This is a genomic window from Rhodanobacter ginsengisoli, assembly GCF_042657065.1.
GTDB classification, from domain to species: Bacteria; Pseudomonadota; Gammaproteobacteria; order Xanthomonadales; family Rhodanobacteraceae; genus Rhodanobacter; species Rhodanobacter ginsengisoli.
Genome location: NZ_JBHSNF010000002.1, coordinates 636,554 through 659,272, shown reverse-complemented (window position 1 = coordinate 659,272; position 22,719 = coordinate 636,554). Strand labels below are relative to the sequence as shown.

Annotated in this window: 24 protein-coding genes; 18 read left to right on the top strand and 6 right to left on the bottom strand. The window is 66.1% G+C overall.

Annotation, left to right across the window (positions count from 1 at the left end; all coding sequences use genetic code 11):
• The 3 genes from rimM to rplS are packed head-to-tail and all read left to right on the top strand — an operon-like array spanning position 1 to position 1,793.
• A complete protein-coding gene (gene rimM, locus ACFPPA_RS12150; protein ID WP_377320199.1) occupies positions 1–516 on the top strand; it encodes a ribosome maturation factor RimM in 516 nt (171 codons plus the stop codon).
• Between the two features lie 35 nt (positions 517–551).
• Positions 552–1,340 carry a tRNA (guanosine(37)-N1)-methyltransferase TrmD gene (trmD, locus tag ACFPPA_RS12145; RefSeq protein ID WP_377320197.1) on the top strand — a complete coding sequence of 263 codons (789 nt, stop codon included), beginning with the start codon at positions 552–554 and terminating at the stop codon, positions 1,338–1,340.
• A gap of 48 nt (positions 1,341–1,388) precedes the next feature.
• Entirely contained in the window at positions 1,389–1,793 is a 405-nt protein-coding gene (gene rplS, locus ACFPPA_RS12140) for a 50S ribosomal protein L19 (protein WP_377320195.1), read from the top strand.
• 104 nt (positions 1,794–1,897) lie between these two features.
• Here the strand turns inward: rplS and ACFPPA_RS12135 are convergent, their stop codons facing one another.
• Together ACFPPA_RS12135 and epmB are read right to left on the bottom strand one after the other, a co-directional pair.
• On the bottom strand, positions 1,898–3,937 hold the full coding sequence (locus tag ACFPPA_RS12135; protein WP_377320193.1) for an EAL domain-containing response regulator: 2,040 nt from the start codon (positions 3,935–3,937) through the stop codon (positions 1,898–1,900).
• Positions 3,938–4,063: 126 nt separating this feature from the next.
• The gene (gene epmB / locus ACFPPA_RS12130; protein WP_377320192.1) at positions 4,064–5,074 is read right to left on the bottom strand and encodes an EF-P beta-lysylation protein EpmB; all 1,011 of its coding nucleotides are present in this window, start codon (positions 5,072–5,074) and stop codon (positions 4,064–4,066) included.
• Positions 5,075–5,162: 88 nt separating this feature from the next.
• On the opposite strand from epmB, the gene efp reads away from it, so the two are divergent.
• The 7 genes from efp (at position 5,163) to folE2 (ending at position 10,850) form a co-directional block, all read left to right on the top strand.
• Positions 5,163–5,744 (top strand): elongation factor P, encoded by a 582-nt coding sequence (gene efp, locus ACFPPA_RS12125; protein WP_377320190.1) that lies wholly within the window; start codon positions 5,163–5,165, stop codon positions 5,742–5,744.
• 133 nt (positions 5,745–5,877) lie between these two features.
• The gene (locus ACFPPA_RS12120) at positions 5,878–7,203 is read left to right on the top strand and encodes a TRZ/ATZ family hydrolase (protein WP_377320188.1); all 1,326 of its coding nucleotides are present in this window, start codon (positions 5,878–5,880) and stop codon (positions 7,201–7,203) included.
• 14 nt (positions 7,204–7,217) lie between these two features.
• Entirely contained in the window at positions 7,218–7,472 is a 255-nt protein-coding gene (locus ACFPPA_RS12115) for a YciI family protein (protein WP_377320186.1), read from the top strand.
• Between the two features lie 29 nt (positions 7,473–7,501).
• Entirely contained in the window at positions 7,502–8,221 is a 720-nt protein-coding gene (ubiG, locus tag ACFPPA_RS12110; protein WP_377320184.1) for a bifunctional 2-polyprenyl-6-hydroxyphenol methylase/3-demethylubiquinol 3-O-methyltransferase UbiG, read from the top strand.
• Positions 8,218–8,898 carry a phosphoglycolate phosphatase gene (gph, locus tag ACFPPA_RS12105; protein WP_377320182.1) on the top strand — a complete coding sequence of 227 codons (681 nt, stop codon included), beginning with the start codon at positions 8,218–8,220 and terminating at the stop codon, positions 8,896–8,898. The genes ubiG and gph overlap by 4 nt, the downstream gene beginning before the upstream one ends.
• Positions 8,895–9,749: an isoprenoid biosynthesis enzyme family protein gene (locus ACFPPA_RS12100; protein WP_377320180.1), complete on the top strand. Its 855-nt coding sequence runs from the start codon at positions 8,895–8,897 to the stop codon at positions 9,747–9,749. Before gph ends, ACFPPA_RS12100 begins: the two co-directional genes overlap by 4 nt.
• Before the next feature lie 153 nt (positions 9,750–9,902).
• The gene (gene folE2 / locus ACFPPA_RS12095; protein WP_377320178.1) at positions 9,903–10,850 is read left to right on the top strand and encodes a GTP cyclohydrolase FolE2; all 948 of its coding nucleotides are present in this window, start codon (positions 9,903–9,905) and stop codon (positions 10,848–10,850) included.
• Positions 10,851–10,943: 93 nt separating this feature from the next.
• Here the strand turns inward: folE2 and ACFPPA_RS12090 are convergent, their stop codons facing one another.
• Together ACFPPA_RS12090 and yidD are read right to left on the bottom strand one after the other, a co-directional pair.
• Positions 10,944–12,281, bottom strand: a complete 1,338-nt coding sequence (locus ACFPPA_RS12090) for a dihydroorotase (RefSeq protein WP_377320176.1) — start codon at positions 12,279–12,281, stop codon at positions 10,944–10,946.
• Positions 12,271–12,543: a membrane protein insertion efficiency factor YidD gene (yidD, locus tag ACFPPA_RS12085; RefSeq protein WP_377320174.1), complete on the bottom strand. Its 273-nt coding sequence runs from the start codon at positions 12,541–12,543 to the stop codon at positions 12,271–12,273. The genes ACFPPA_RS12090 and yidD overlap by 11 nt, the downstream gene beginning before the upstream one ends.
• 115 nt (positions 12,544–12,658) lie before the next feature.
• Here yidD and dksA point away from each other — a divergent pair, with 115 nt between their 5' ends.
• Positions 12,659–13,936 carry an RNA polymerase-binding protein DksA gene (gene dksA / locus ACFPPA_RS12080; protein ID WP_377320172.1) on the top strand — a complete coding sequence of 426 codons (1,278 nt, stop codon included), beginning with the start codon at positions 12,659–12,661 and terminating at the stop codon, positions 13,934–13,936.
• 139 nt (positions 13,937–14,075) lie between these two features.
• Here dksA and ACFPPA_RS12075 read toward each other — a convergent pair whose 3' ends face one another.
• Positions 14,076–14,546 (bottom strand): SufE family protein, encoded by a 471-nt coding sequence (locus tag ACFPPA_RS12075; RefSeq protein WP_377320170.1) that lies wholly within the window; start codon positions 14,544–14,546, stop codon positions 14,076–14,078.
• A gap of 44 nt (positions 14,547–14,590) precedes the next feature.
• Entirely contained in the window at positions 14,591–15,961 is a 1,371-nt protein-coding gene (gene cysS / locus ACFPPA_RS12070; RefSeq protein ID WP_377320168.1) for a cysteine--tRNA ligase, read from the bottom strand.
• 189 nt (positions 15,962–16,150) lie between these two features.
• Between cysS and ACFPPA_RS12065 the strand changes: the two genes are divergently transcribed.
• From ACFPPA_RS12065 to ACFPPA_RS12035, 7 genes are all read left to right on the top strand, one after another.
• Entirely contained in the window at positions 16,151–16,684 is a 534-nt protein-coding gene (locus ACFPPA_RS12065) for a glycine zipper 2TM domain-containing protein (protein WP_377320166.1), read from the top strand.
• A gap of 308 nt (positions 16,685–16,992) precedes the next feature.
• The gene (locus ACFPPA_RS12060) at positions 16,993–18,003 is read left to right on the top strand and encodes an N-acetylornithine carbamoyltransferase (protein WP_377320164.1); all 1,011 of its coding nucleotides are present in this window, start codon (positions 16,993–16,995) and stop codon (positions 18,001–18,003) included.
• Position 18,004: 1 nt separating this feature from the next.
• Positions 18,005–18,628 (top strand): FMN-binding negative transcriptional regulator, encoded by a 624-nt coding sequence (locus ACFPPA_RS12055; protein ID WP_377320162.1) that lies wholly within the window; start codon positions 18,005–18,007, stop codon positions 18,626–18,628.
• A complete protein-coding gene (locus ACFPPA_RS12050) occupies positions 18,625–19,098 on the top strand; it encodes an OsmC family protein (RefSeq protein ID WP_377320160.1) in 474 nt (157 codons plus the stop codon). Before ACFPPA_RS12055 ends, ACFPPA_RS12050 begins: the two co-directional genes overlap by 4 nt.
• Before the next feature lie 25 nt (positions 19,099–19,123).
• Positions 19,124–20,317 (top strand): argininosuccinate synthase, encoded by a 1,194-nt coding sequence (locus ACFPPA_RS12045; RefSeq protein ID WP_377320158.1) that lies wholly within the window; start codon positions 19,124–19,126, stop codon positions 20,315–20,317.
• Complete coding sequence (locus ACFPPA_RS12040) at positions 20,314–21,414, top strand: acetylornithine deacetylase (protein WP_377320156.1); 1,101 nt, start codon at positions 20,314–20,316, stop codon at positions 21,412–21,414. Before ACFPPA_RS12045 ends, ACFPPA_RS12040 begins: the two co-directional genes overlap by 4 nt.
• Before the next feature lie 37 nt (positions 21,415–21,451).
• Complete coding sequence (locus tag ACFPPA_RS12035) at positions 21,452–22,717, top strand: acetylglutamate kinase (RefSeq protein ID WP_377320701.1); 1,266 nt, start codon at positions 21,452–21,454, stop codon at positions 22,715–22,717.
• The last annotated feature ends 2 nt before the right edge of the window (positions 22,718–22,719 follow it).

Below are 22,719 nucleotides of genomic sequence, written 5' to 3'. Positions count from 1 at the left end.
ATGACGGCAGCCGGTCGGCGCGTCCCGATCGGGCGCATCGTCGGGCTGTATGGCGTGCAGGGCTGGCTCAAGATCGAATCCTGGGCCGAGCCACGCATGCGGATCTTCGACTACCAGCCTTGGCTGCTCAGTGCAGCGCCGGGTGCGGAGACGCAGATCAGCGGAGTGAAGGGTCGTACGCAAGGCAAGGGCATGGTGGCCCAGCTGCCCGGTGTGGACGACCGCGAGCAGGCAGCCGCGCTGATCGGTACCGACATCTATGTCGCCCGTGAGCAGCTGCCTCCTCCGGCGGAGAATGAGTATTACTGGGTCGATCTCGAAGGACTCGAGGTTGTCACCACGGAAGATGTGTTGCTGGGGCGGGTCAGTCACCTGTTCGCCACCGGTGCCAACGATGTCGTGGTGGTGAGGGACGGCGAGCGCGAGCGGCTGATTCCTTTCGTCCAGGGTTCGTATGTGCGTTCGGTGGACTTGTCCGCAGGGCGCATGGTGGTGGACTGGGATCCTGAATTCTGACGTCGCCGGGTAGCGGGACTTGAGGAACGCGGATCATGCGCATCGATGTCGTCAGCCTGTTTCCCGACTTCGTGCGCCAGTGCGCCGCGGTCGGTGTAGTGGGACGCGCGCAGCAACGCGAGTTGCTGCAGGTGGAAACCTGGAATCCGCGCGACTACAGCAGCGACAGGCACCGCAGCGTGGACAGCAGCTCGTATGGCGGCGGTCCGGGCATGGTGATGATGATTGAACCGTTGCGTGCAGCCCTGGCGGCGATGCGTGACGCGGCGCCAGAACCGGCGCACGTGATTTACCTCAGTCCGCAGGGAGCGCGGCTGACGCAGGGCAGGGTGGAAGCGCTGGCGAAATTGCCGCGAATCGCTCTGCTCTGCGGGCGTTACGAAGGTGTGGATGAGCGCCTGCTGGCGCACGAGGTCGACGAGGAGCTTTCCATCGGCGATTATGTGCTGTCCGGTGGCGAACTGGCCGCTGCGGTGATCATCGACGCAGTGGGGCGCTTGCAGGACGGCGCGTTGAATGACGCGCAGTCGGCCGAGCAGGATTCATTTTCGGATGGCCTGCTGGATTGTCCGCATTATGCAAGACCGGTGCAGGACGCACTGGGTACCGTGCCGGCAGTGTTGCTCTCCGGTGACCATGCGGCGATCGCCCGCTGGCGCCTGAAGCAGTCGCTGGGACGGACCTGGTTGCGACGACCGGATTTGTTGTCACAGCGTGTGCTGGATGCGAAGTCCCGTGCATTGCTGGATGAATTCCGCCGCGAACATGCCTCGCAAGGGCAGGCTCGAGAAGAGCCGTCGCGACAAGACGATGCGGTCGAGTGATGACCGCAGCCATGATTGACATCGCTTAAGTGAACCGACAGGTGCGCCATGAACAAGATCATTGAACAGTTCGAATCCGAGCAGATCACCCGCCAGCTGCCGGATTTCAGCCCCGGCGACACCGTGGTGGTCAACGTCAAGGTGAAGGAAGGCAATCGCGAGCGCGTGCAGGCGTTCGAGGGCATCGTCATCGCCAAGCGCAGTCGCGGCCTGCATTCGGCCTTCACGGTGCGCAAGATCTCGCATGGCACGGGCGTGGAGCGCGTGTTCCAGGCGCACAGCCAGCAGATCGATTCGGTGACGGTGAAGCGCAAGGGCAAGGTGCGCGGCGCCAAGCTGTATTACCTGCGCGGTCTGGAAGGCAAGGCCGCACGCATCAAGGAAGATATCGCCGCCGCGGCTACTGCCAAGGCCAACGCCAAGGCAGCCGCTGCAGCCTCCGCCGCCGAGTAATCCACTCCGTAGCGGTCGCATGAAAAAACCCGCGGAGCGATCCGCGGGTTTTTTCGTTGCTGTCGGGCTGGTCGGTGACGCGATGCGTCGGGTCGCCGCCGGACTCAATCCAGCCTTTGCGGCGGCTGCAGGAAATTGCCCTGCACGAAGTCGACCCCGCAGGCAAACAGCAACGATGTGCTGGTGGCGTCCTCGACCCACTCGGCGATGGTCTGGCGTTTCAGTTCATGCGCCTGCTGGCAGATCTCGGCGATCTTCTTCTGGCTGTCGGGATGCTGTGGCAGATCGGCCATGTGGCTGCGGTCGATCTTCAGATAGTCCGCGTCGATGTGATTGAGCAGCTGGAACGAGTTGAGGCCGGAGCCGAACTGTTCCAGCGCGAAACGGCCGCCCAGCTTCTTCCATCCATTGACGAACTCCTGCGCCGGGCGCAGCAGGGTCATGACCTTGCTCTCGGTCATCTCCAGCACGAGATGGCCGCGCTTCAGAGCCGCGCGCTTGAGTCGTGCATCCAGCCAGGGCAACAGGGTGTCGTCCTGCAGCGAGGCGGCGGTGAGTTTGATGAAGAAGGTGGTCTGCTGCCCCTGGGTATCCCTCTCCTGCAGTGCGCTGATGGCCTTGTCGAGCACCCATCGGTCGATCGCACCGGTGAGGTTGTGCTTTTCGGCGATCGGCATGAAGAAGCCGGGCAATACCTCTCCCTGTGGCCCGTTCATGCGCAGCAGGATTTCCGAGTAGTCACCTTCGGCATCCTGCAGGCTGATGGTCTGCTGGTGATAGAGCACCAGGCCATCGTTCGTCAGCGCCTGCTGCAGCAGCTCCAGCCAGAAGCGATCGCGTTCCTCGTCGGCCTTTTCGCGCGCCGCCGGGTCATGCAGTTCCACCTGGCTGCCGCCGAGGCTCTGCGCGGTACGCAGGGCGTGGCTGGCCTGGTTGAGCAGCAGTTCGGCATTCGCATTCTTTTCGCCAAGCAGGCTGCCGCCGACGCTCGTGGTGACCGTGATGGAACGAGTGCCGGCGTCGAAGATTTCGCTGCTGACACTCTGCTGCAGCTTGGCGATCCATTCCCTGATCGCCTCGTCCGGACGCGAGTCCAGCACCACGCCAAGCGTATGTTCGGCGAGCATGCCGGCGACATCGTCGGTACCCAGCAGCATGCGGATCCGGTCGGCAAAGCCGGCCATCAGCTCGTCGGCCTTGCCCAGCCCGATGCCGGCCACCAGCGTGGCCCAGTTGTCCGGTTCGATCAGCAGCAACGACTGGCCTTTCTTGCCCTTGGCCGCCGCGGTCACGGCGTCATCGACACATTCCAGCATGCGGGCGCGATTGAACAACCCGGTGACCGGGTCGCGCTGCAACTGTTCCAGCACGGCCGGGTCGACCAGCTGCCGGCGGAACACGATCTGCAGGCACGGCTCGCCTTCGAACGTGGCCGGGGCGAATTCCACCGTGGCGTCGAAGTGGCTGCCGTCGGCACGTCGCGCGCGCAGGTTGAGCTGTGGCGACTTCCCCTGGCGCGCCTGCCCCTTGAGCACCGACTTCAATTCGTCCGCATTGGCGGCGTCGATCATGTCCAGCACCGGCAGGCCGAGCAGGTCGTCGAAACTTTCGTAACCGAAGGTGTCCAGGTAAGCCTGGTTGGCCCGCACGTGCATGCCTTCATGGACGTAGGCGATCGCATCGGTGGAGGAGTCCAGCAAGGCATCGCAGCGCCGCTCCGATTCCCGCAGTGCGGTTTCCAGGCGGCGGGCCAGACGGCGTGTCTGCAACGATTCGAACTCGCGCTGCAGCACCGCGATCAGCTGCTTCGGGTGGCTGCGGATCGCGATGCCGCGCACGCCGCCCTCGAACAGCTCGGCCAGGATCTTCGTGTCCATCGTGTTGGTCAGGCCCAGCAGCGAATAATCGCGGCTGTAGACATCGAGTACCGTCATTGCCTCATCCAGCGTGATGCTGGTGACCGCAGGGTCGAACATCACCACGTCCGGTTCCAGCTCGTTCACCGCGGTCCGCACCTGCTCGACGTTGGTGGCGCGCGCCGGCCTAACGGCGATGCCGTTGTTGCGCAGCAGGCTGATGATCTGTTCCGCCTCTTCAAGCGAGTTCTCTATGAAAAGGATCTTGATGACGTAGTCTTTTTTCATGGGGCCTTGGGCTGTCCGTTGATCACCGCGGGCGGTCGGTGGGCATGATCGCTTGTCAACAGTGTTTGTAACGGATTCCGCCACGGGCCGCCAGCGAAAACCGCACAATGGCGGCGGTTGCCCCGGTCACAGCGGCCGCTTGGAGGCATCCCCGGCCACCTCGCGGACCAGCTTGGGTACCAGATAGCCCGGCAGCCGGGCGCGCAGGGTATCCATCAGGGCCAGTGCGCCGGAGTCGTCGACCTCGAAATGCGCGGTACCCCGGACCCGATCGAGTTGATGCAGGTAGTACGGCAGGACCCCGGCGGCGAACAGCCGTTCGGACAGTTCCGCCAGCGTCCCGGCGTCGTCATTGATCCCCCGCAGCAGCACGGACTGGTTGAGCAGGGTGACCCCGGCCTCGCGCAGCGCCGCGCAGGCGGCATCGACCCCGGCATCGATCTCGTTGGCGTGATTGGCATGCAGCACCATCACCTTCTGCAGCGGCAATTCCGCCAGCCATGCCAGCAATGCCGTGTCGATCCGCTCGGGCAATACCACCGGCAGTCGGCTGTGGATGCGCAGGCGGGTGACGTGGGGAAGTTCGGCCAGGCCCCGGCTCAGCTCCTCCAGTTTACCGGTGGCCAGCGCCAGCGGATCGCCACCGGAGAGGATCAGCTCGCTGATCGAATCGTCCTGGCGCAGATGTTCCAGCGCCTGCCGCCATTGACCGGCCGCCGCCATCTCGTCGCCATAGGGAAAGTGCCGCCGGAAGCAGTAGCGGCAGTTGATGGCACAGCTGCCGCTGGCGACCAGCAGGGCGCGGCCCTGGTACTTGTGCAGCACGCCCTGGGCGGCGCGTGAACCCATGTCACCCACGGCGTCGATGACGAAACCCGGTACCTCCTCGAGCTCGGCCAGTTGCGGCAGCACCTGCAGCAGGAGCGGGTCGTTCCGATCGTTGCGACGCATGCGCGCCACGAATCCACGCGGGACCCGCAAGGCGAAGCCGGCATCGCCCGGCGGCAGCCGGTCGGCGAGCTCGCCCAGCCCCACCGCATGCAGCAACTCACCGGCGTCGGTGATGGCATCGCGCCAAAGCGCGCGCCAGTCGGGCACGGGCGACGATAGGCGGAGATGGGGGCTTGCGGTTATCATGATGGGCCTTGATGCGGGCGATAAAGCCCGTGACAGATATCCATTTTAGCCGCCCCTCGGGCGAAATTGACTCCGGAGCAGATAGCGCATGGCGACCCTTGGCCTCAACGACGTCAAAACGGGCAAGAAGATCCTTCATAACGGTGATCCGTGGATCATCGTCGAGGCGGACTTCGTCAAGCCCGGCAAAGGGCAGGCGTTCACCCGTATCCGCATCCGCAACCTGAAGGACGGCCGCACCACCGAGCAGACGCTGAAGTCCAGCGACTCGTTCGAGGAGGCCGATGCCACCGATACCGACATGCAACTTTCGTTCATCGACGGCATTGGCAAGGACCGCGTCTGGAACTTCATGAACATGGAGACGTTCGAGATGGCGACCGCATCGCTGGCCGCGATGGGCGATGCCTGGAAGTGGCTCAAGGGTGAGGAGGAGTGCGTCGTCACCCTGTTCAACGGCGGTATCATCGCCGTGCAGCCGCCGAAGTTCGTCGAGCTGAAGATCGTCGAGACCGATCCGGGCGTGCGCGGGGATACCTCGGGCGGTGGCGGCAAGCCGGCCACGCTGGAAACCGGTGCGGTGGTGCGCGTGCCGCTGTTCGTCAATCAGGACGAAATCATCAAGGTCGACACCCGCACGGGCGAGTACGACAGCCGCGTCGGCAAGTAAGCGTGGTGCGTGAGCCGGACTCACGTCAGCGCAGCAGGTCGGCCCGGCGTGGCCGGGGACAGCAGGATGGGGCGGGCGCCGCGAGGTGTGCCGCCCCATGCCGTATACAGCATCAGCATGGAGCGAGGACAGGATGAGCCAGATGACACCCGTGGACCTGATGATCGAGGCCCGCTGGGTCGTGCCGGTCGAGCCGCATGCGGTGGTGCTGGAGGATCATGCGGTGGTGGTGCAGCACGATCGCATCGTCGCGTTGCTGCCGATCGCCGAGGCGCGCACCGCGTACGCGCCGCGTGAGCTCGTCCAGTTGAGCGAGCACGTGCTGATCCCCGGCCTGATCAACAGCCATACGCACAACCCGATGACCCTGCTGCGCGGCCTGGCCGACGACCTGCCGCTGATGGTGTGGCTGCAGCAGCACATCTGGCCGGCCGAGGCGAAGGTGATCGGACCGGAGTTCGTGCGCGACGGGGTGGAGCTGGCGGTGGCCGAGATGCTGCGTGGCGGTACCACCTGCGCCAACGAGAACTACTTCTTTCCCGACGTGATCGGTGCGACCTATCGCAAGCTCGGCTTCCGCGCGGTGGTGGGCTTGCCGGTGATCGACTTTCCGACGGCCTGGGCGAAGAGCCAGGACGAGTATTTCGAGCGCGCCGGCGAAGTGCACGACAGCTTCATCGGTGATGCGCTGATCAGCACCGCGTTCGCCCCACACGCGCCGTACACGGTGTCGGACGAGAGCTTCGAGCGCATCCGCATGCTGTCCGACCAGCTCGATATCCCGGTGCATCTGCATACCCACGAAACCGCGCATGAGATCGAGGAAGAGAAGAAGAAGAGCGGCCTGCGTCCGTTCCAGCGCCTGCAGAAGCTGGGGCTGGTCAACGATCGCCTGATCGCCGTGCACATGACCCAGGTCACCGACGGCGAAATCGCCGCCTGCGCCAGTGCCGGCGTGTCGGTGGTGCACTGTCCGGAGTCCAATCTCAAGCTGGCCTCCGGTTTCTGTCCGGCCGAGAAGTTCCGTCTGGCCGGGGTCAACCTGGCGATCGGCACCGACGGCTGTGCCTCCAACAACGATCTGGACATGTTCGGCGAGATGCGTACCGCCGCACAGCTGGCCAAGGCCGTGGCGCAGGACGCCGCGGCGTTCGACGCGGCGTCCGCACTGCGGGCCGCCACGCTCAACGGTGCCAGGGCGATCGGGCTGGAAGCGAAGATCGGCTCGATCGAGGTCGGCAAGCAGGCCGATCTTGCCGCGATAAGGCTGAGCGACCTGGAAACGCAGCCGCTGTTCCACGTGCTGTCGCAGCTGGTTTATGCCTGCGGCCGCCATCAGGTCAGCGACGTATGGATCGCCGGCCGGCGCAAGCTGGCCGCACGCGAACTGATCGGCATCGATACGGCGGCGATGCTGGGCCGTACGCGCGCCTGGCGCGAACGCATCGCCGAGTCCTGAGGCGGGACGATACGATGAAGCGTTACCTGATCCTGGCCATGCGCCGAGCCCAGTTCGACCTGGCCGTGGTGCCGCGGCACCAGGCCTTTCTCGACGGGTTGCGCGAGCATGGCAGACTCGAGATGGCCGGCCCGTTCGGCGACAAATCCGGTGGTGCCTATCTGCTGCGCGCGGCGGACCTGGCCGAAGCGACGGCGATCGCGCACGCCGACCCCGCGCACGTCAGCGGCGGCTGGGATATCACGGTGTACGAATGGCAGGCGCATTAAACTCCATGGTGGCCCTCGAGGATTCGACGATGCACACAGCACCCCAGCCCGGCGCCAACGTGAGCCCGGAAGAGATTGCCCGCTTCGACAGCCTGGCGGCACGCTGGTGGGATCCTGACGGCGAGTCGCGCCCGCTGCACGATCTCAACCCGGTGCGCGCGGCCTACATCGCGGCGCGCGTCGATCTGCGCGAGGCCCGGGTGGCCGACGTGGGCTGCGGCGGCGGCCTGCTGAGCGAGGCGCTGGCGCGGGCCGGTGCCCGGGTCACCGGGATCGACCTCGGCGAAAAGGTGATCGAGATCGCGAAGCTGCACCTGTACGAGTCGGGCCTCGATGTCGACTACCGCGTCCAGTCCTCGGCCGATCTCGCCGCCGCTGAACCGGCCGGCTTCGATGTGGTGTGCTGCATGGAATTGATCGAGCATGTGCCCGACCCGGCGGCACTGGTCGACGATCTGGCGGCGATGCTGAAGCCCGGCGGGCGCCTGTTCATGTCCACCATCAACCGGACCCCGGCCGCATTTGGCGCGGCCATCGTCGGTGCCGAGTACGTGATGCGCATGCTGCCACGGGGTACCCATCACTATGCGCAGTTCCTGAAGCCGTCCGAACTGGCCCGGCTGCTGCGCCATGCGGGACTGGAGCTGGAAGACGTCAGCGGGCTGGCCTACAACCCGCTCAATCGCAAGGCCTGGCTGAGCAGGATCACGGCGGTCAACTACGTCCTCAGCGCCAGCAAACCCCTATGAACCCGCTTCCCTCCGATATCCAGGGTGTGCTGTTCGATCTGGACGGCACGCTGCTCGACAGTGCCCCGGACCTGTACGCCGCTCTGGTCATTCAGTGTGCGGAAGAGGGAGTGCCACCGCCACCGTATGCGCCGGTGCGCGAACTGGTGTCCCGTGGTGCGCGGGCGGTGCTGCGCCACGCGTTCGCCGGGCGCGGCGAGCCGGCACTGGAATCGCTGGTCCCGCGTTACCTGGAGTTGTATCAGGACGTGATGGCGCAGCAGACGACCGCGTTCGACGGCATCGATGACCTGTTGGCACGGATCGAGGCCGCGGGCCTGCGCTGGGGCATCGTGACCAACAAGGCGGGCTTCCTGACCGACGAACTGCTTGGCCGCATCGGCTGGGCGGACCGCGCCAGCGCGGTGGTGTGCGGCGATACCCTGGCGGTGAAAAAGCCCGATCCGGCACCGGTCCTGCTGGCCTGCGAGCGCGCCGGGATCAGTCCCGCGCACTGCCTGTTCGTGGGCGACGACCGGCGCGACGTGGAGGCCGGTGCGGCCGCCGGGTTGTACACGGTGGCCGTGAGCTGGGGCTATCTGGACGGTGGCGATCCGCATGCCTGGGGTGCCGACGCGGTACTCGATCATCCGGCCGCGCTGGCCGCGCTGCTGCAACTGCAACCGGTCGTCGCATGATCGAGCTGGTCGAACAGAGTGCGGTGTTGCAGGGCTTCATCGACAAGTGGCTGGCAGTGCAACCGCAGCAGCGCGTCGCGCTGGTCTTCGTCGACGGGCGCCGTTACCCCGGTCACGTGGCGCTGGCCGCACTCGAGCAGGAGCTGCTCGGCGCCGCCTACGGCATTCGCGAGCCGCAGGTTGCGGTGGCCAAGCTCGGCTGGTGGGCGGAAGAGCTCTCCGGTGCCGCTGCCAGCGGCGGCCGTCATCCGCTGACCCAGGTGCTGTTCGACGACGAGCGTGCGCATGCCCTGCCTGCCGAGCGCTGGCTGGCGCCGGTACTGGCGGCGATGGCGCAACTGGAGCAGGGCACGGCAGCGGATTACCCGGCGCAGCTGGCCGCGGCGATGCCGCTGCATGGTGCCCTGGCCGCGCTGGAAACCGCCTGGTGGTACGGCGCCGAGGCGTCGGCTGATCGTGCCGCGCGGGTCGCCACGCTCAATCACCTGCTGTTTGCGCTGCTGCGGCTGGAGCAGGATGCCGAGCGCGATCGGCTGGCCTTGCCGATGGCGCGGCTGGCGCGCCACGGCCTCAGTCGTGCGCAACTGCGGCAGTCCGGCGCCGCGCGCCAGCAGGCAGTCAAGGCGCAACTGGATGACCTGCTGGCCAGCTGGGACGAGGCCGATGCGCAGGCCGGTCCGCTCAGCGTGTTTCGCGCCCTGGAGTCGCATCATGGTCGTCGGCTGGCGCGGCGCGCCGCGGTCGCCGGCGATGCGCTGGCCGCGTTGCAGGCCGGCCAGCCGCGCTCGGGGCTGGCGACCACGCTGCAGGCCTGGCAGGCCGCGCGTGCGTGGCAGCGGCAGAGGCGCTAGTGTGGCGTTGCACGGCTGGCGACCCATGCAGAGCTTCGCCCGGGTCGCGGGGCAAGACGCAGCGTTTCCGCCACGCCACTATTGTGCGGCAGGCCGTTTGCCCCAAGATTGATGTGCCTTGAGGCGACTTGCTCGCCGATGTCAGGATCCCGTATGTCGAATCAGGAAAATACCGCGCGCTTGCTGCCCGATGTGGCCGTGCACGCGCAGCCGCATCTGGCCGGCGCACTGGACTGGGTCGGCATGGCCGATATCCAGGTGCCGGTGCTGTTCGATGCCGGCGACGGCGAGGTGCAACGCGCCAGTGCCCGGGTCGGTGCCTTCGTCAATCTGAACCAGCCGGACAAGCGTGGCATCCACATGTCGCGCTTGTACCTGCAGGTCGAGCAGGCGTTGAGCACCCGCACGCTGACCGCCGATTCGCTGCACGCGCTGCTGCGCGGATTTCTCGATTCGCACAAGGGCCTTGCCGACCGCGCCTGCCTCAGCATCCATTTCGAGCATCTGGTGCGTCGTCCGGCCCTGCGCAGCGCCCACAGCGGCTGGCGCGCCTATCCGGTATGCATCGAGGCCAGCCTGACCGGCCAGGACTTTTTGCTCGAATTCGGCACCGAAGTGATCTATTCCTCCACGTGCCCGGCCTCGGCGGCGCTGTCGCGCCAGCTGATCCAGGATCAGTTCGCCCACGATTTCGATGCGGACGAGCCGATCGAGCGGGCGGCGGTACTGGCCTGGCTGGGCAGCGAGCAGGGCATCGTCGCCACCCCGCACGCACAGCGCAGCGTGGCGCGCCTGCGCATTCGCCCGGTGGCGGGCGCCGGTTTCGATTTGATCCGGCTGGTCGACCGGGTCGAACACGCGCTGGGCACGCCGGTACAGACGGCGGTGAAGCGTGAGGACGAACAGGCCTTCGCACTGGCCAATGGTGGCAACCTGATGTTCTGCGAGGATGCGGCCCGGCGTATCCAGCGGGCACTGGATGCCGATGATCTGCTCAGCGACTTCCACATCCGCGTCGAGCACCAGGAAAGCCTGCACCCGCACGATGCGGTGGCCTATGCCAGCAAGGGCGTCGAAGGCGGTTACGGCTCGACTTCGTAACGCGGCCTTCCCTGGGATCTCGTGCCGTCAGGGGTGACGGCTCGCGGAGTATTCAGCGGTCTCCTGCACCGTGCGCGCCCCGCGCGCCGCCACTCAGCGGTCGAATGCCAGTCGCTGGCCGCGCACGCTGTCGTCGATCCTGTTGCCGTCCCAGACACGCTGGCCGTTGACGAAGGTGCTGGCGATCGAGCTGTGGAAGGTTTCACCCTCGAACGGCGACCAGCCGCATTTGGACAGCACTTCGCCGCGGGTCACGGTATGCGGCTTGTTCGGGTCGACCAGCACCAGATCGGCGGCATAGCCTTCGCGCAGGAAGCCGCGCTGCTTCACGCCGAACAACGTGGCCGGTGCGTGGGTCACCGCCTCGACCACCCGTTCCAGCGTCAGCTTGCCCTCGAACACCCGCTGCAGCGCGGCCTGCAGCGCGAACTGCACCAGCGGCAGGCCGGATGGCGCCTGGTCGTATTTCTGCGCCTTTTCGCCCAGCAGGTGCGGTGCATGGTCGGTCGCCAGCACATCGATGCGACCGTCGGCCAGCGCCAGGATGATCGCCTCGCGGTCGGCGGCGGTCTTGATGGCGGGATTGCACTTGATCAGGAAGCCGAGTCGTTCGTAGTCGCGATCGTCGAAATGCAGGAAATGCACACAGGTTTCGGCAGTGATCTGCTTGCCCTTGATCGGGCCGGGCTGGAACAGCGCCAGCTCGTCGGCCGTGGTGATGTGCAGCACATGCAGCCGGGTGCCGTGCTTGCGCGCCAGCGCGATGGCCAGCCGGGTCGACTTGAGGCAGGCCTCGCGCGAGCGGATCAGCGGGTGCTCGCGGGGCGGGATGTCCTCACCGTACTTCTCGCGCGCCAGTGCATGCAATGCATCGATCATCGGGGTGTCTTCGCAATGCGTGATGATCGGGGTGGGGCATTCGCGGAAGATGCCGTCCAGGGTTTCCGGGTCGTCCACCAGCATGTTGCCGGTGGAGGCGCCCATGAACACCTTCACGCCTGGCGTGGTGCGCGGGTCGATCGCGCGGATCGCCTGCAGATTGTCGTTGCTGGCGCCCATGTAATAGGCGTAGTTGACCACCGAGCCGATCGCGGCGTGTGCGTACTTCGCCTCCAGCGCATCACGATCGAGCGTCGGTGGCCGGGTATTCGGCATGTCCATGAAGCTGGTGATGCCACCGGCCACGCAGGCACGCGATTCGTGCAGCGTATCGGCCTTGTAGGGCATGCCCGGTTCGCGGAAGTGCACCTGGTCGTCGATCATGCCCGGCAGCAGCCACAGGCCGCTGGCGTCGATCACCTGTTCGCCGGAGCGGCCATCCAGGTCGCCGGCGATCGCCTCGATCCGGCCGTCCTTCACGCGCAGGTCAGCGTGGAAACGGCGGCCCTCGTTGACGAGTTCGGCGTTCTTGATCAGCCAGTCAGTCGGCATCGGTGGAATCTCCTGGACAGCGACAGCGAGGGAAATGGATCCGTTCAGGCACCGGATCTTCGCCGCCGGTACACAGGGGCTGGCAACGCAGCAGCCGCCAACCGGCCAGCAGGCTGCCGCGCCACGGGCCGAAGCGGGTGACGGCAATCCGTGCATAATCAGAGCAACTGGGGTGGAAGCGGCAACTCGGGGCCAGCAGTGGGCTGATCCAGCGCTTGTACAAACGGAGCAACCACAGTATCAATCGGGTCAGGGCATTCACGTTGCCGGAGCGGCTTGCAGCATGTAGTGGTACAAGTATTCCAGAAGCGGGCTTGCTGGTGTAGAACACATGGGATATAACACCCGGCCGTCATGGCCAACCACGGTGAAGGGATATGGCGAAAACTACAGGTAGTTCCAACGCCGCCAAGGCGCAGAAGGGCAAGACTGCGGCCAGGGCGCACGCCGCCAGGGCCGGCACGTCGAAAACAGCTGCCACAAAGGGACGGATCGTGAAGAACGCCAGCAAGGCACCCGCAAAGACCAGTCGAGCCGCAGCCAAGCCAGCCAGCAAGGCGGTGGCGAAGAAGGTCGTAGCCAGCAAGAAGGCCGCCAGCAAGCCGGTGGTCCGGAAGGCAGCTGCCAAACCGCAGCCGAAGAAGGCCAGTCCTGCAGTCAGGAAGGTGGTCGCGAAGAAAGCCGTGGTCAAGAAGCCGGCAGTGAAAAAGCCGGCGGTCAAGAAGCCGGCGGTCAAGAAGCCGGTAGCAAAGAAGCCCGTGGCAAAGAAGGTCGCGGCGAAGAAGCCGGCGCCGAAGAAGGTCGCCGTCGGGAACAGCAAGATCAAGAGCGGTAAGCCGGCAGCGAAGCCCCAGGCCAAGCCGGCCCCCAGCAAGAAAGTGGTCAAGTCGGCCAAGCCGGTGGCGAAACAGGCCGTCAAACCGGTGACAAAACCGAGCAGCAAACCGAGCAAGCCGGCGAAACCGGCGAAGCCGGCCAAGGTCTCCACCAAGCCAGTTGCCAAGCCGGCACCGGCACCGGTAGTCAAAAGCGTATCCCCGTCACCCGCCAGCAGGCTCTTCAAGGGCAAGGTAGCGAGTGCAACCGCCATGGTGACACCGCAGGCAGCTCCGGCCGCTGCGCGTCATGCTCCCCCTCACGCAAATCAGAAAAATTCGTCGTCCTCAATGAATAAACTCGCTACAAAAAAACTCGATAACGGTGTCACCCGTGAAGACGGGCGCTACGCATTGCCTTCCACCAGCACGATCACGTTGCCCAAGGGATATCGCCCCTCGAACGACGAGGAGTACATGAATCCGCAGCACCTGGCCTACTTCCGCAACAAGCTGCGCGATTGGCGCGACCAGTTGGTGGAAGAGTCGCGCCAGACCATGGACAACCTGCGCGATGAAGTGCGCGACGTCGGCGACGAAGCCGAGCGCGCCACGCGTGAAACCGAAAACTCGCTGGAACTGCGTACCCGCGATCGTTACCGCAAGCTGATCTCCAAGATCGACAAGGCCCTGCGCCGGATCGAGGAAGGCAGTTACGGTTTCTGCGAGGAGACCGATGAGGAGATCGGCATCGACCGGCTGGATGCGCGCCCGATCGCGACGCTGTCGCTGGATGCGCAGGAACGTCGTGAGCATCTGCAGAAGCAGATGGGCGACTGATTTCGGCCGTTGGCCAGTGCCAGTCGACGAAACCCCGCCGCGTGCGGGGTTTCGTCTTTTCGGAGTCGCGGGCCGTGCACGCGAGGCGGGCGGCAAGAGCCCCGGTTAGGGCGGTGCGGGTTCCCGGGGCGCCGCCTCGTTACGCCTGCCGCCCTGCCTTCGTCGCGGTGTCTTCCAGGGCCCGTGCCGCGTAACCCTTCAACTTCGCCAGCATGGCGGCCAAGCCGTTGGACCGGGTCGGCGACAGGTGCTTGGCCAGGCCGATCGTGGCGATGAAGCGCGGCTCGGTGGCGACGATTTCCCGTGCGGAACGATCCGAATACACCCGCAGCACGAGGGCGATCAGGCCGGAGACGATGGCCGAGTCGCTGATCGCCTCGAAATGCATTTTTTCCGCATCGCCGGTAGGGACCAGCCAGACCATCGACTGGCAGCCGTGCACGCGATATGCCTCGGTCTTGCCTGCTTCGGGAAACGGCGGCAGCTGCTTGCCGAGATCGATCAGGTACTGGTAGCGCTCGGTCCAGTCGCCGAAAAAGGCGAATTCCTCGGCGATATCCTGCTGCGCCTGCTCGATGCTGGTTGTGACGGGTGTGTTCATGCCGGCCATTATCGCCCGAGCGGACCGATTTAACGAACGCGCACGAACGCCGCTCAGCTTTGCAGCACGCTCCAGCGCGTGCCCTGGGCACCATCCTCGATCGCGATACCCATGGCGGTGAGCTCGTCGCGGATCGCATCGGCGCGGGCAAAATCGCGGGCGGCGCGGGCGGCACGGCGTTGCTGCAGCAGATCTTCGATGCGTGCCTCGTCGACCGCGCTCTCGCCACGTTTGAACCAGGCCTCCGCATCCTGTTGCAGCAGGCCGAGCAGGGCGCCTCCCCCGAGCAGCGCGGCCTTCGCCTCGGCACTGCCCGACTGACGCGCGGCATCGGCCAGCACGGACAGCTCGGCCAGTGCCTGTGGCGTATTGAGATCGTCGCACAGGGCCTGCTCGACCCGCTCGGGAATCGGCAGATCGCCGGCCGGCAGTTCGACGTGGGCCAGGTCGCGCAGCACGCGATACCAGCCGTCCAGCGTGCTCACGGCTTGCTGGATGGCGCCGCCGGACCAGTCCAGCGGCTGCCGGTAGTGACCGCTCAGCAGGCGCAGGCGCAGCGCTTCGGGCGGGTGCGATTGCAGCAATTCGTGCACCAGCAGCACGTTGCCCAGCGACTTGGACATCTTGCGACCGTCGAAGGTCAGCATGCCGTTGTGCATCCACCAGCGCGCGAAGACCTTGCCGCCGTGGGCGCAGGTGGACTGGGCGACCTCGTTTTCGTGGTGCGGAAACAGCAGGTCGATGCCGCCAGCATGGATATCGATGGTCTCGCCCAGATGCGCCGCGCTCATCGCCGAGCATTCGATGTGCCAGCCGGGGCGGCCGAGGCCCCACGGGCTGTCCCAGCCCGGCAGCTCGGGTGTCGAGGGCTTCCACAACACGAAGTCGGCCGGATTTTTCTTGTACGGTGCCACTTCGACCCGCGCGCCGGCGATCAGCTCCTCGGTATCGCGACCGGACAGGTTGCCGTACGGCGCATACGAACTGACGTCGAACAGCACGTGCCCTTCGGCCGCGTAGGCATGGCCACCGGCAATCAGCTGCTCGATCATCACGATGATCGGCTGGATATGCGCGGTTGCATGCGGCTCGAGATCGGGGGGGGCGATGCCGAGACCAGCCATGTCCTCGCGATAGGCCTGGGTGAATTTCCCCGTGATCGTGCCGATCTCCACGCCCTGTGCCTGGGCGGCGGCGTTGATCTTGTCGTCAACGTCGGTGATGTTGCGGGCATAGACCACTCGCGGGTAATGCCGGCGCAGCAGCCGGGCCAGCACGTCGAACACCACCGGGCCGCGGGCGTTGCCGATGTGCACGTAGTTGTAGACGGTCGGGCCGCACAGATACATGGTCACCCGGTCGGGATCGAGCGGGCTGAACGGTTCGGTGCGTCGGGTCAGGCTGTTGTAGAGCGATATCGGCATCGGTGAAAAATCCGCGGCGTGGGGCCGCGCACCGGCAGGGCGTGACCAGCCACGCATCTTAACAAGGTGTGAGCGGGATGGTGGGAAAGCGGCGCCTGCCTTGATCCTAAAGGATGTATTCAGCGTGAATTTGTTCCAATGCAGTCAGCCCGCGCACAAGCGCATCGAAGTTCGCAATGGGAGCTCGCAATGACCAAGATATGGTTCTCTGCACTGGTAATGGCCTTGATGGCCACCGGTGTGGTCCACGCACAGGACGCGCGCTATCCCGGCAATGGCGATGACAATGCCCATTACGGCTGGGCCGATGTGCTGCGTGCGGATCCCGTGCAGGGCGTCACCCGCACCAATGTGCCGCAGCAGCAGTGCTACGACCAGCAGGTGGTGCAGCGTGATCGCGGCAACAGCGCCGCCGGGACCGTGCTGGGTGCGGTGATCGGCGGCGTGCTCGGCCACACCGTGGGCAAGGGCGACGGCCGCACGGCTGCCACCGTGGTCGGTGCCGTGGCCGGCGGTGCGGTCGGCAACCGGGTATCGGACCATGGCGGCGATTACGCGACCACGCAGACCCGTTGCCGTGAGGTCGATACGGTCAGCGAGCAGCGCCGGATCATCGGCTATGACGTCGAGTACCGTTATCGCGGCGAGGTTTACATGTCCCGGCTCAGCTACGACCCGGGCGAGCGCCTGCGCGTTCGCGTGCGGGTCGACCCGGCCGATTGAGTCGCCGTGTGCCATCCGACGCCGCCGCCCCGGGGCGGCGGCGTTGTTTTCAGGCTTCGAATTTTTTGTTGCATGGCAGCGGAATTATCGCCATCATGCGAGCCAACTACCTGGAATCTGCATGTCCGCAGCCGTCTATACCGCCACCGTACTCACCAGCGCCCGCGCGGCTGCTGGCATGACGTCGCGTGCGCGCCGACCGTTGTATCGATACTCGGCCGGGTAGGCTGTCGCACGCGTTTCATGTGTATCGACGATAAAACCCGGCCTGCGTGCCGGGTTTTTTGTGTTCTGGATCGGGATAAATCATGACCATCAGGCATTTCATCACTACGCAGGACTGCAGTCGCGCCGAGATCGACGCGTTGCTGGCACAGGCTGCCGAATTCAAGCGCTCGCCGCGCGGGGCCCAGCTTGCCGGCCGGTCGATCGCCCTGCTGTTCTTCAATCCCTCGATGCGCACGCGGACCAGCTTCGAGCTGGGCGCCTTCCAGCTCGGCGGGCACGCGATCGTGCTGGCGCCCGGCAAGGATGCATGGCCGATCGAATTCGAGGTCGGCAGCGTGATGGACGGTGATACCGAAGAGCACATCGCCGAGGTGGCGCGGGTGCTCAGCCGCTATGTCGACCTGATCGCCGTGCGCGCCTTTCCGAAGTTCCAGGACTGGGCGGTGGATCGCCAGGACACGGTGATCAAGGCGTTCGCCCGATACGCCACGGTGCCGGTGATCAACATGGAGACGATCACCCATCCCTGTCAGGAGCTGGCCCATGCGCTGGCCCTGAAGGAGCACCTGGGCGACCTGCAGAACCGCAAGTACGTGCTGACCTGGACCTACCATCCGAAACCGCTCAACACCGCCGTGGCCAATTCGGCGCTGCTGATCGCGACCCGGATGGGCATGGACGTGACCCTGCTGTGCCCGACGCCCGACTACGTGCTGGACGAGCGCTACATGGCGTTCGGTCGCCAGAATGCCGAGGAGAACGGTGGTTCGCTGAAGGTCAGCCATGACATCGAGGAGGCCTATGCCGGCGCGGACGTCATCTACGCGAAGAGCTGGGGCGCCTTGCCGTTCTTCGGCCGCTGGGAACAGGAGAAGCCGATCCGCGAGGCCAGCAAGCACTTCATCGTCGACGAGGCGAAGATGGCGTTGACCAACAACGGCCTGTTCAGCCACTGCCTGCCGCTGCGCCGGAACATCAAGGCCACGGATGCGGTGATGGACTCCCCTGCCTGCATCGCCATCGACGAGGCGGAGAACCGCCTGCATGTGCAGAAGGCGGTGATGGCTTCCCTGCTCGGCGCCGGAGTCTGAAATGTACCTGCCGGGCTCTTTTCGCGAGACACGCAGCGAGGCGCTGCACGGGCTGATCCATGCGTACCCCTTCGCCACACTGGTCGTCCACACGGTGGACGGACTGAGTGCCAACCACCTGCCGTTCGAGCGGGTGGGCGAGGTGCTGCGCGGCCATGTGGCCCGCGGCAACGAACTGGCGCGGATGGATGGCGCCGAGGTACTGCTGATCTTCCGCGGCCCGGACGGCTACGTCAGCCCGAACTGGTACCCGAGCAAGCACGAGACCGGGCGCGAGGTGCCGACCTGGAATTACGCGGTGGTGCACGTGCATGGGCGGCTGAAGGTGATCGACGATGCCGCCTGGTTGCGCCGCCTGCTCGAGACGCTGACCGATCGCCATGAGGCGGCTCAGGCGCCGGCATGGAAAGTCAGCGATGCGCCGGAAGACCATATCGAAAAGTCGCTGCGGGCGATCGTCGGCCTCGAGGTCGCGGTCGAGCGCATCGAGGGCAAGTTCAAGCTCAGCCAGAACCATCCCGCACGCAATCGCGCGGGCGTCATCGACGGCCTGCGCGCGCGGGACGGCGACGGCGACACGGAGCTGGCTGCACTGATGGCACAGCAGGAGGATTCCGCGCCGTGACCCACCAGCATCGTTATCGCGTCGACGTGGAGTGGACCGGCAATCTCGGCAGCGGCACCGACGGCTATCGCAATTACAGCCGGGATCACGAGATCCGCATCGCGGGCAAGCCGACCCTGGCCGGCTCGTCCGATCCCACCTTCCGCGGCGACGCCGCCAGGCACAACCCCGAGGACATGCTGGTGGCCGCGCTGTCGACCTGTCACATGTTGTCCTACCTGCACATGGCGACCGTGGCCGGCGTGGTGGTGACGGGCTACAGCGACGCCGCCGAAGGCCGCATGGCGACCGAGGGCAACAGCGGGCGCTTCGTCGAGGTGGTGCTGCGTCCCACCGTGACGATCAGCGCCGCCAGCGACCCGGCGAAGGCCGAGGCGGCCCACGCGGATGCGCACCATGCCTGCTTCATCGCCAACTCCGTCAATTTTCCGGTGCGCTGCGAACCGCGCATCGTCGTCGCTTCCGTCTGACCGACTTCTTCAGGATCTGCAAACCATGAGCAAAGACATCGTCCTCGCCTTTTCCGGTGGCCTCGACACCAGCTTCTGCGTGCCTTACCTGCAGGAGCGCGGCTGGGCCGTGCACACGGTGTTCGCCGATACCGGTGGCGTCGATGCCGAGGAGCGTGCCTTCATCGAGCAGCGTGCGGCGGAGCTGGGCGTCGCCTCGCACGTTACCGTCGATGGCGGTCCGGCGATCTGGGCCGGTTTCGTCAAGCCGTTCGTGTGGGCCGGCGAGGGGTACCAGGGGCAATACCCGCTGCTGGTGTCGGATCGCTACCTGATCGTCGAAGCCGCGCTCAGGCGCGCCGCCGAACTGGGTACCCGGGTGATCGCGCACGGCTGCACCGGCATGGGCAACGACCAGGTGCGCTTCGACCTGGCGGTGAAGGCGCTGGGTGACTACGAGATCGTGGCGCCGATCCGCGAGATCCAGAAGGAGCATACGCAGACCCGCGCCTACGAGCAGGCCTATCTGGAAGAGCGCGGCTTCGGTGTGCGCGCCAGGCAGCAGGCCTACACCATCAACGAGAACCTGCTCGGGCTGACCATGTCCGGCGGCGAGATCGATCGCTGGCAGGCGCCGGGCGAGGGCGCGGTGGGCTGGTGCAAGCCGCGCGCCGAATGGCCGTCCGAAACGCTGCGGGTGAAGATCGGCTTCGTCAACGGCGAGGCGGTGACGCTGGACGGCGAGACGATCGCCGGGCACACCATGCTGGCCCGGCTCAACGGACTGTTCGCAGAGTACGGGGTCGGTCGCGGCCTCTACACCGGCGACACCACGATCGGCCTGAAGGGCCGCATCATCTTCGAGGCGCCGGGCCTGACCGCGCTGCTGGCGGCGCATCGGGCGCTGGAGGAGGCGGTGCTGAGCAAGCAGCAGAACCGCTTCAAGCCCGACGTGGCGCGCAAGTGGGTGGAGCTGGTCTACGAGGGTTTCTTCCACGATCCGCTGAAGACCGACCTGGAAGCGTTCCTGGCGTCGAGCCAGTCCACCGTCAACGGCACGGTGACGCTGGAGACGAACGGTGGCAGCGTCGGGGCGGTTGCGGTCGAGTCGAAGCACATCCTCAATGCCAAGGGGGCTACCTACGCGCAGTCGGCCGACTGGGGCGTGGCTGAGGCCGAGGGCTTCATCAAGCTGTTCGGCATGAGCAGCACGCTGTGGGCGGAGGTCAACCGCGGATGAGTGCCTTGCTCGACGCCACGCTGGAGCACCTGCGGGCGCTGGTCGCGTTCGACACGCGCAACCCGCCGCGGGCGATCGGCACCGGCGGGCTGTTCGATTACGTGCGTGCGCAACTGCCCGGCTTCGATGTCCGCGTCACCGACTACGGTGCTGGCGCGGTGACCCTGCACGCGGTGCGCGGGGAGCCGAAGTACCTGTTCAACGTGCACATGGACACGGTGCCCGATTCGCCGCACTGGAGCGCCGATCCGCATGTGCTGCGGGTGACCGGCGACCGTGCGATCGGCCTCGGCGCCTGCGACATCAAGGGGGCGGCGGCCGCCTTGCTGGCGGTGGCGCGGGCCACCGACGGCGACATGGCGCTGCTGCTGTCCACCGACGAGGAGGCGAACGACGCGCGTTGCATCGCCGGTTTCCTGGCTCGTCCGTACGACTACGAGGCGGTGATCGTGGCCGAGCCGACCCGCGGCGAGGCGGTGCTGGCGCATCGCGGCATCCAGTCGGTGCTGATGCGTTTTGCCGGACACGCCGGGCATGCTTCCGGCGAACAGAAGCCCAGCGACAGCGCGCTGCACCAGGCCGTTCGCTGGGGTGACGCGGCGCTGGATTTCGTGGCGGCGCAGTCGCATCAGCGCTTCGGCGGGCTCACCGGACTGCGCTTCAACATCGGTCGCATCGAGGGCGGCATCAAGGCGAACATGATCGCGCCGAGCGCCGAGCTGCGCTTCGGTTGCCGGCCGCTGCCGTCGATGGACCCGGAGCTGTTGCTGGAGAACTTCCGCACGCTGGTCGAGCCGTTGCCGGTGGAGTTCTCCGAAACTTTCCGCGGCGCCTCGCTGCCGGCCGGCGACATCGCCAATGCCGAGGCGAACCGGTTGGCCGCGCGTGACCTGGCCGACGAACTGGACATCCCGATCGGCAACGCGGTGGACTTCTGGACCGAGGCGGCGCTGTTCTCCGCCGCCGGCTATACGGCCTTCGTCTACGGCCCCGGCGACATCGCCCAGGCGCACGCCGCCGACGAGTGGGTGTTGCTCGACCAATTGCAGAATTACGCAGAAACCATCTACCGGATCGTCAATCGTGCAAGCGCATAAGAATACCCGTCAGACCATCGTGCGCCTGCTCTCGAGCATGGGCAGCGCCAAGGAAATCCAGCAGTACCTCAAGCGCTTCTCGCAGCTCGACGCCAAGCGCTTCGCCGTGGTCAAGGTCGGCGGCGCGGTGCTGCGCGACGAGCTGTCGGACCTCACCTCGTCGCTGACTTTCCTGCAGCAGGTCGGGCTCACCCCGATCGTGCTGCACGGCGCCGGTCCGCAGCTGGACGAGGAGCTGGCCGCCGCGGGGATCGAGAAGCAGACCGTCAACGGCCTGCGGGTGACCTCGCCGCGCGCGCTGGCGATCGTGCGCAAGGTGTTCCAGGAGCAGAACCTGCGCCTGGTCGAGGCGCTGCAATCGATGGATACCCGCGCCACCTCGGTGCCGTCGGGCGTGTTCACCTCCGAGTACCTGGATCGCGACGTCTACGGCCTGGTCGGCAAGGTCAGCAGCATCAACCTGGCGCCGATCGATGCCAGCCTGCGCGCCGGCTCGATCCCGGTGATCGCCAGTCTCGGTGAAACGGAGGAGGGGCAGATTCTCAACATCAATGCCGATTTCGCCGCCAACGAACTGGTGCGGGTGCTGCAGCCGTACAAGATCGTGTTCCTCACCGGCACCGGTGGCCTGCTCGACGACAAGGGCGAGGTGATCGACTCGATCAACCTCAGCACCGAGTTCGAGCACCTGATGGCGCAGCCGTGGCTCAACGGCGGCATGCGCCTGAAGATCGAGCAGATCGCCGAGCTGCTGGCCGACCTGCCGCTGACCTCGTCGGTGTCGATCACGCGGCCGGCGGAGCTGGCCAAGGAGCTGTTCACCCACAAGGGCTCGGGCACCCTGGTGCGGCGCGGCGAGAAGGTGTTCACCTTCGACTCGTGGGACGGCATCGACCGGGAGCGCATGCGCGAGCTGATCCAGTCCAGCTTCGGCCGCACCCTGGTGGCGGACTATTTCGAGCGCACCCGGCCGCACCGCATCTATGTCAGCGAGAACTACCGCGCCGCGATGATCCTGGTCGAGGCCGAAGGCCTGATCTACCTGGACAAGTTCGCCGTGCTCGACGACGCGCAGGGCGAGGGCCTGGGTCGCGCCGTGTGGCAACTGATGCGCGAGCAGAATCCGCAGCTGTTCTGGCGCTCGCGCCATGGCAACACGGTCAACCCGTTCTATTACGCCGAATCCGACGGCTGCCTGAAGCAGCCGCGCTGGAAGGTGTTCTGGTACGGACTGGACAGCTTCGACACGATCGCCCGCTGCGTGGCGCACTGCGCCGTGCGTGAACCCACCCTGCAGGACTGAAG

Excerpts from the sequence above, each read along its gene's own strand:
- rimM (WP_377320199.1), top strand. The coding sequence starts at position 1 with ATGACGGCAGCCGGTCGGCGCGTCCCGATCGGGCGCATCGTCGGGCTG.
- trmD (WP_377320197.1), top strand. The coding sequence starts at position 552 with ATGCGCATCGATGTCGTCAGCCTGTTTCCCGACTTCGTGCGCCAGTGC.
- rplS (WP_377320195.1), top strand. The coding sequence starts at position 1,389 with ATGAACAAGATCATTGAACAGTTCGAATCCGAGCAGATCACCCGCCAG.
- ACFPPA_RS12135 (WP_377320193.1), bottom strand. The coding sequence starts at position 3,937 with ATGAAAAAAGACTACGTCATCAAGATCCTTTTCATAGAGAACTCGCTT.
- epmB (WP_377320192.1), bottom strand. The coding sequence starts at position 5,074 with ATGATAACCGCAAGCCCCCATCTCCGCCTATCGTCGCCCGTGCCCGAC.
- efp (WP_377320190.1), top strand. The coding sequence starts at position 5,163 with ATGGCGACCCTTGGCCTCAACGACGTCAAAACGGGCAAGAAGATCCTT.
- ACFPPA_RS12120 (WP_377320188.1), top strand. The coding sequence starts at position 5,878 with ATGAGCCAGATGACACCCGTGGACCTGATGATCGAGGCCCGCTGGGTC.
- ACFPPA_RS12115 (WP_377320186.1), top strand. The coding sequence starts at position 7,218 with ATGAAGCGTTACCTGATCCTGGCCATGCGCCGAGCCCAGTTCGACCTG.
- ubiG (WP_377320184.1), top strand. The coding sequence starts at position 7,502 with ATGCACACAGCACCCCAGCCCGGCGCCAACGTGAGCCCGGAAGAGATT.
- gph (WP_377320182.1), top strand. The coding sequence starts at position 8,218 with ATGAACCCGCTTCCCTCCGATATCCAGGGTGTGCTGTTCGATCTGGAC.
- ACFPPA_RS12100 (WP_377320180.1), top strand. The coding sequence starts at position 8,895 with ATGATCGAGCTGGTCGAACAGAGTGCGGTGTTGCAGGGCTTCATCGAC.
- folE2 (WP_377320178.1), top strand. The coding sequence starts at position 9,903 with ATGTCGAATCAGGAAAATACCGCGCGCTTGCTGCCCGATGTGGCCGTG.
- ACFPPA_RS12090 (WP_377320176.1), bottom strand. The coding sequence starts at position 12,281 with ATGCCGACTGACTGGCTGATCAAGAACGCCGAACTCGTCAACGAGGGC.
- dksA (WP_377320172.1), top strand. The coding sequence starts at position 12,659 with ATGGCGAAAACTACAGGTAGTTCCAACGCCGCCAAGGCGCAGAAGGGC.
- ACFPPA_RS12075 (WP_377320170.1), bottom strand. The coding sequence starts at position 14,546 with ATGGCCGGCATGAACACACCCGTCACAACCAGCATCGAGCAGGCGCAG.
- cysS (WP_377320168.1), bottom strand. The coding sequence starts at position 15,961 with ATGCCGATATCGCTCTACAACAGCCTGACCCGACGCACCGAACCGTTC.
- ACFPPA_RS12065 (WP_377320166.1), top strand. The coding sequence starts at position 16,151 with ATGACCAAGATATGGTTCTCTGCACTGGTAATGGCCTTGATGGCCACC.
- ACFPPA_RS12060 (WP_377320164.1), top strand. The coding sequence starts at position 16,993 with ATGACCATCAGGCATTTCATCACTACGCAGGACTGCAGTCGCGCCGAG.
- ACFPPA_RS12055 (WP_377320162.1), top strand. The coding sequence starts at position 18,005 with ATGTACCTGCCGGGCTCTTTTCGCGAGACACGCAGCGAGGCGCTGCAC.
- ACFPPA_RS12045 (WP_377320158.1), top strand. The coding sequence starts at position 19,124 with ATGAGCAAAGACATCGTCCTCGCCTTTTCCGGTGGCCTCGACACCAGC.
- ACFPPA_RS12040 (WP_377320156.1), top strand. The coding sequence starts at position 20,314 with ATGAGTGCCTTGCTCGACGCCACGCTGGAGCACCTGCGGGCGCTGGTC.
- ACFPPA_RS12035 (WP_377320701.1), top strand. The coding sequence starts at position 21,452 with ATGGGCAGCGCCAAGGAAATCCAGCAGTACCTCAAGCGCTTCTCGCAG.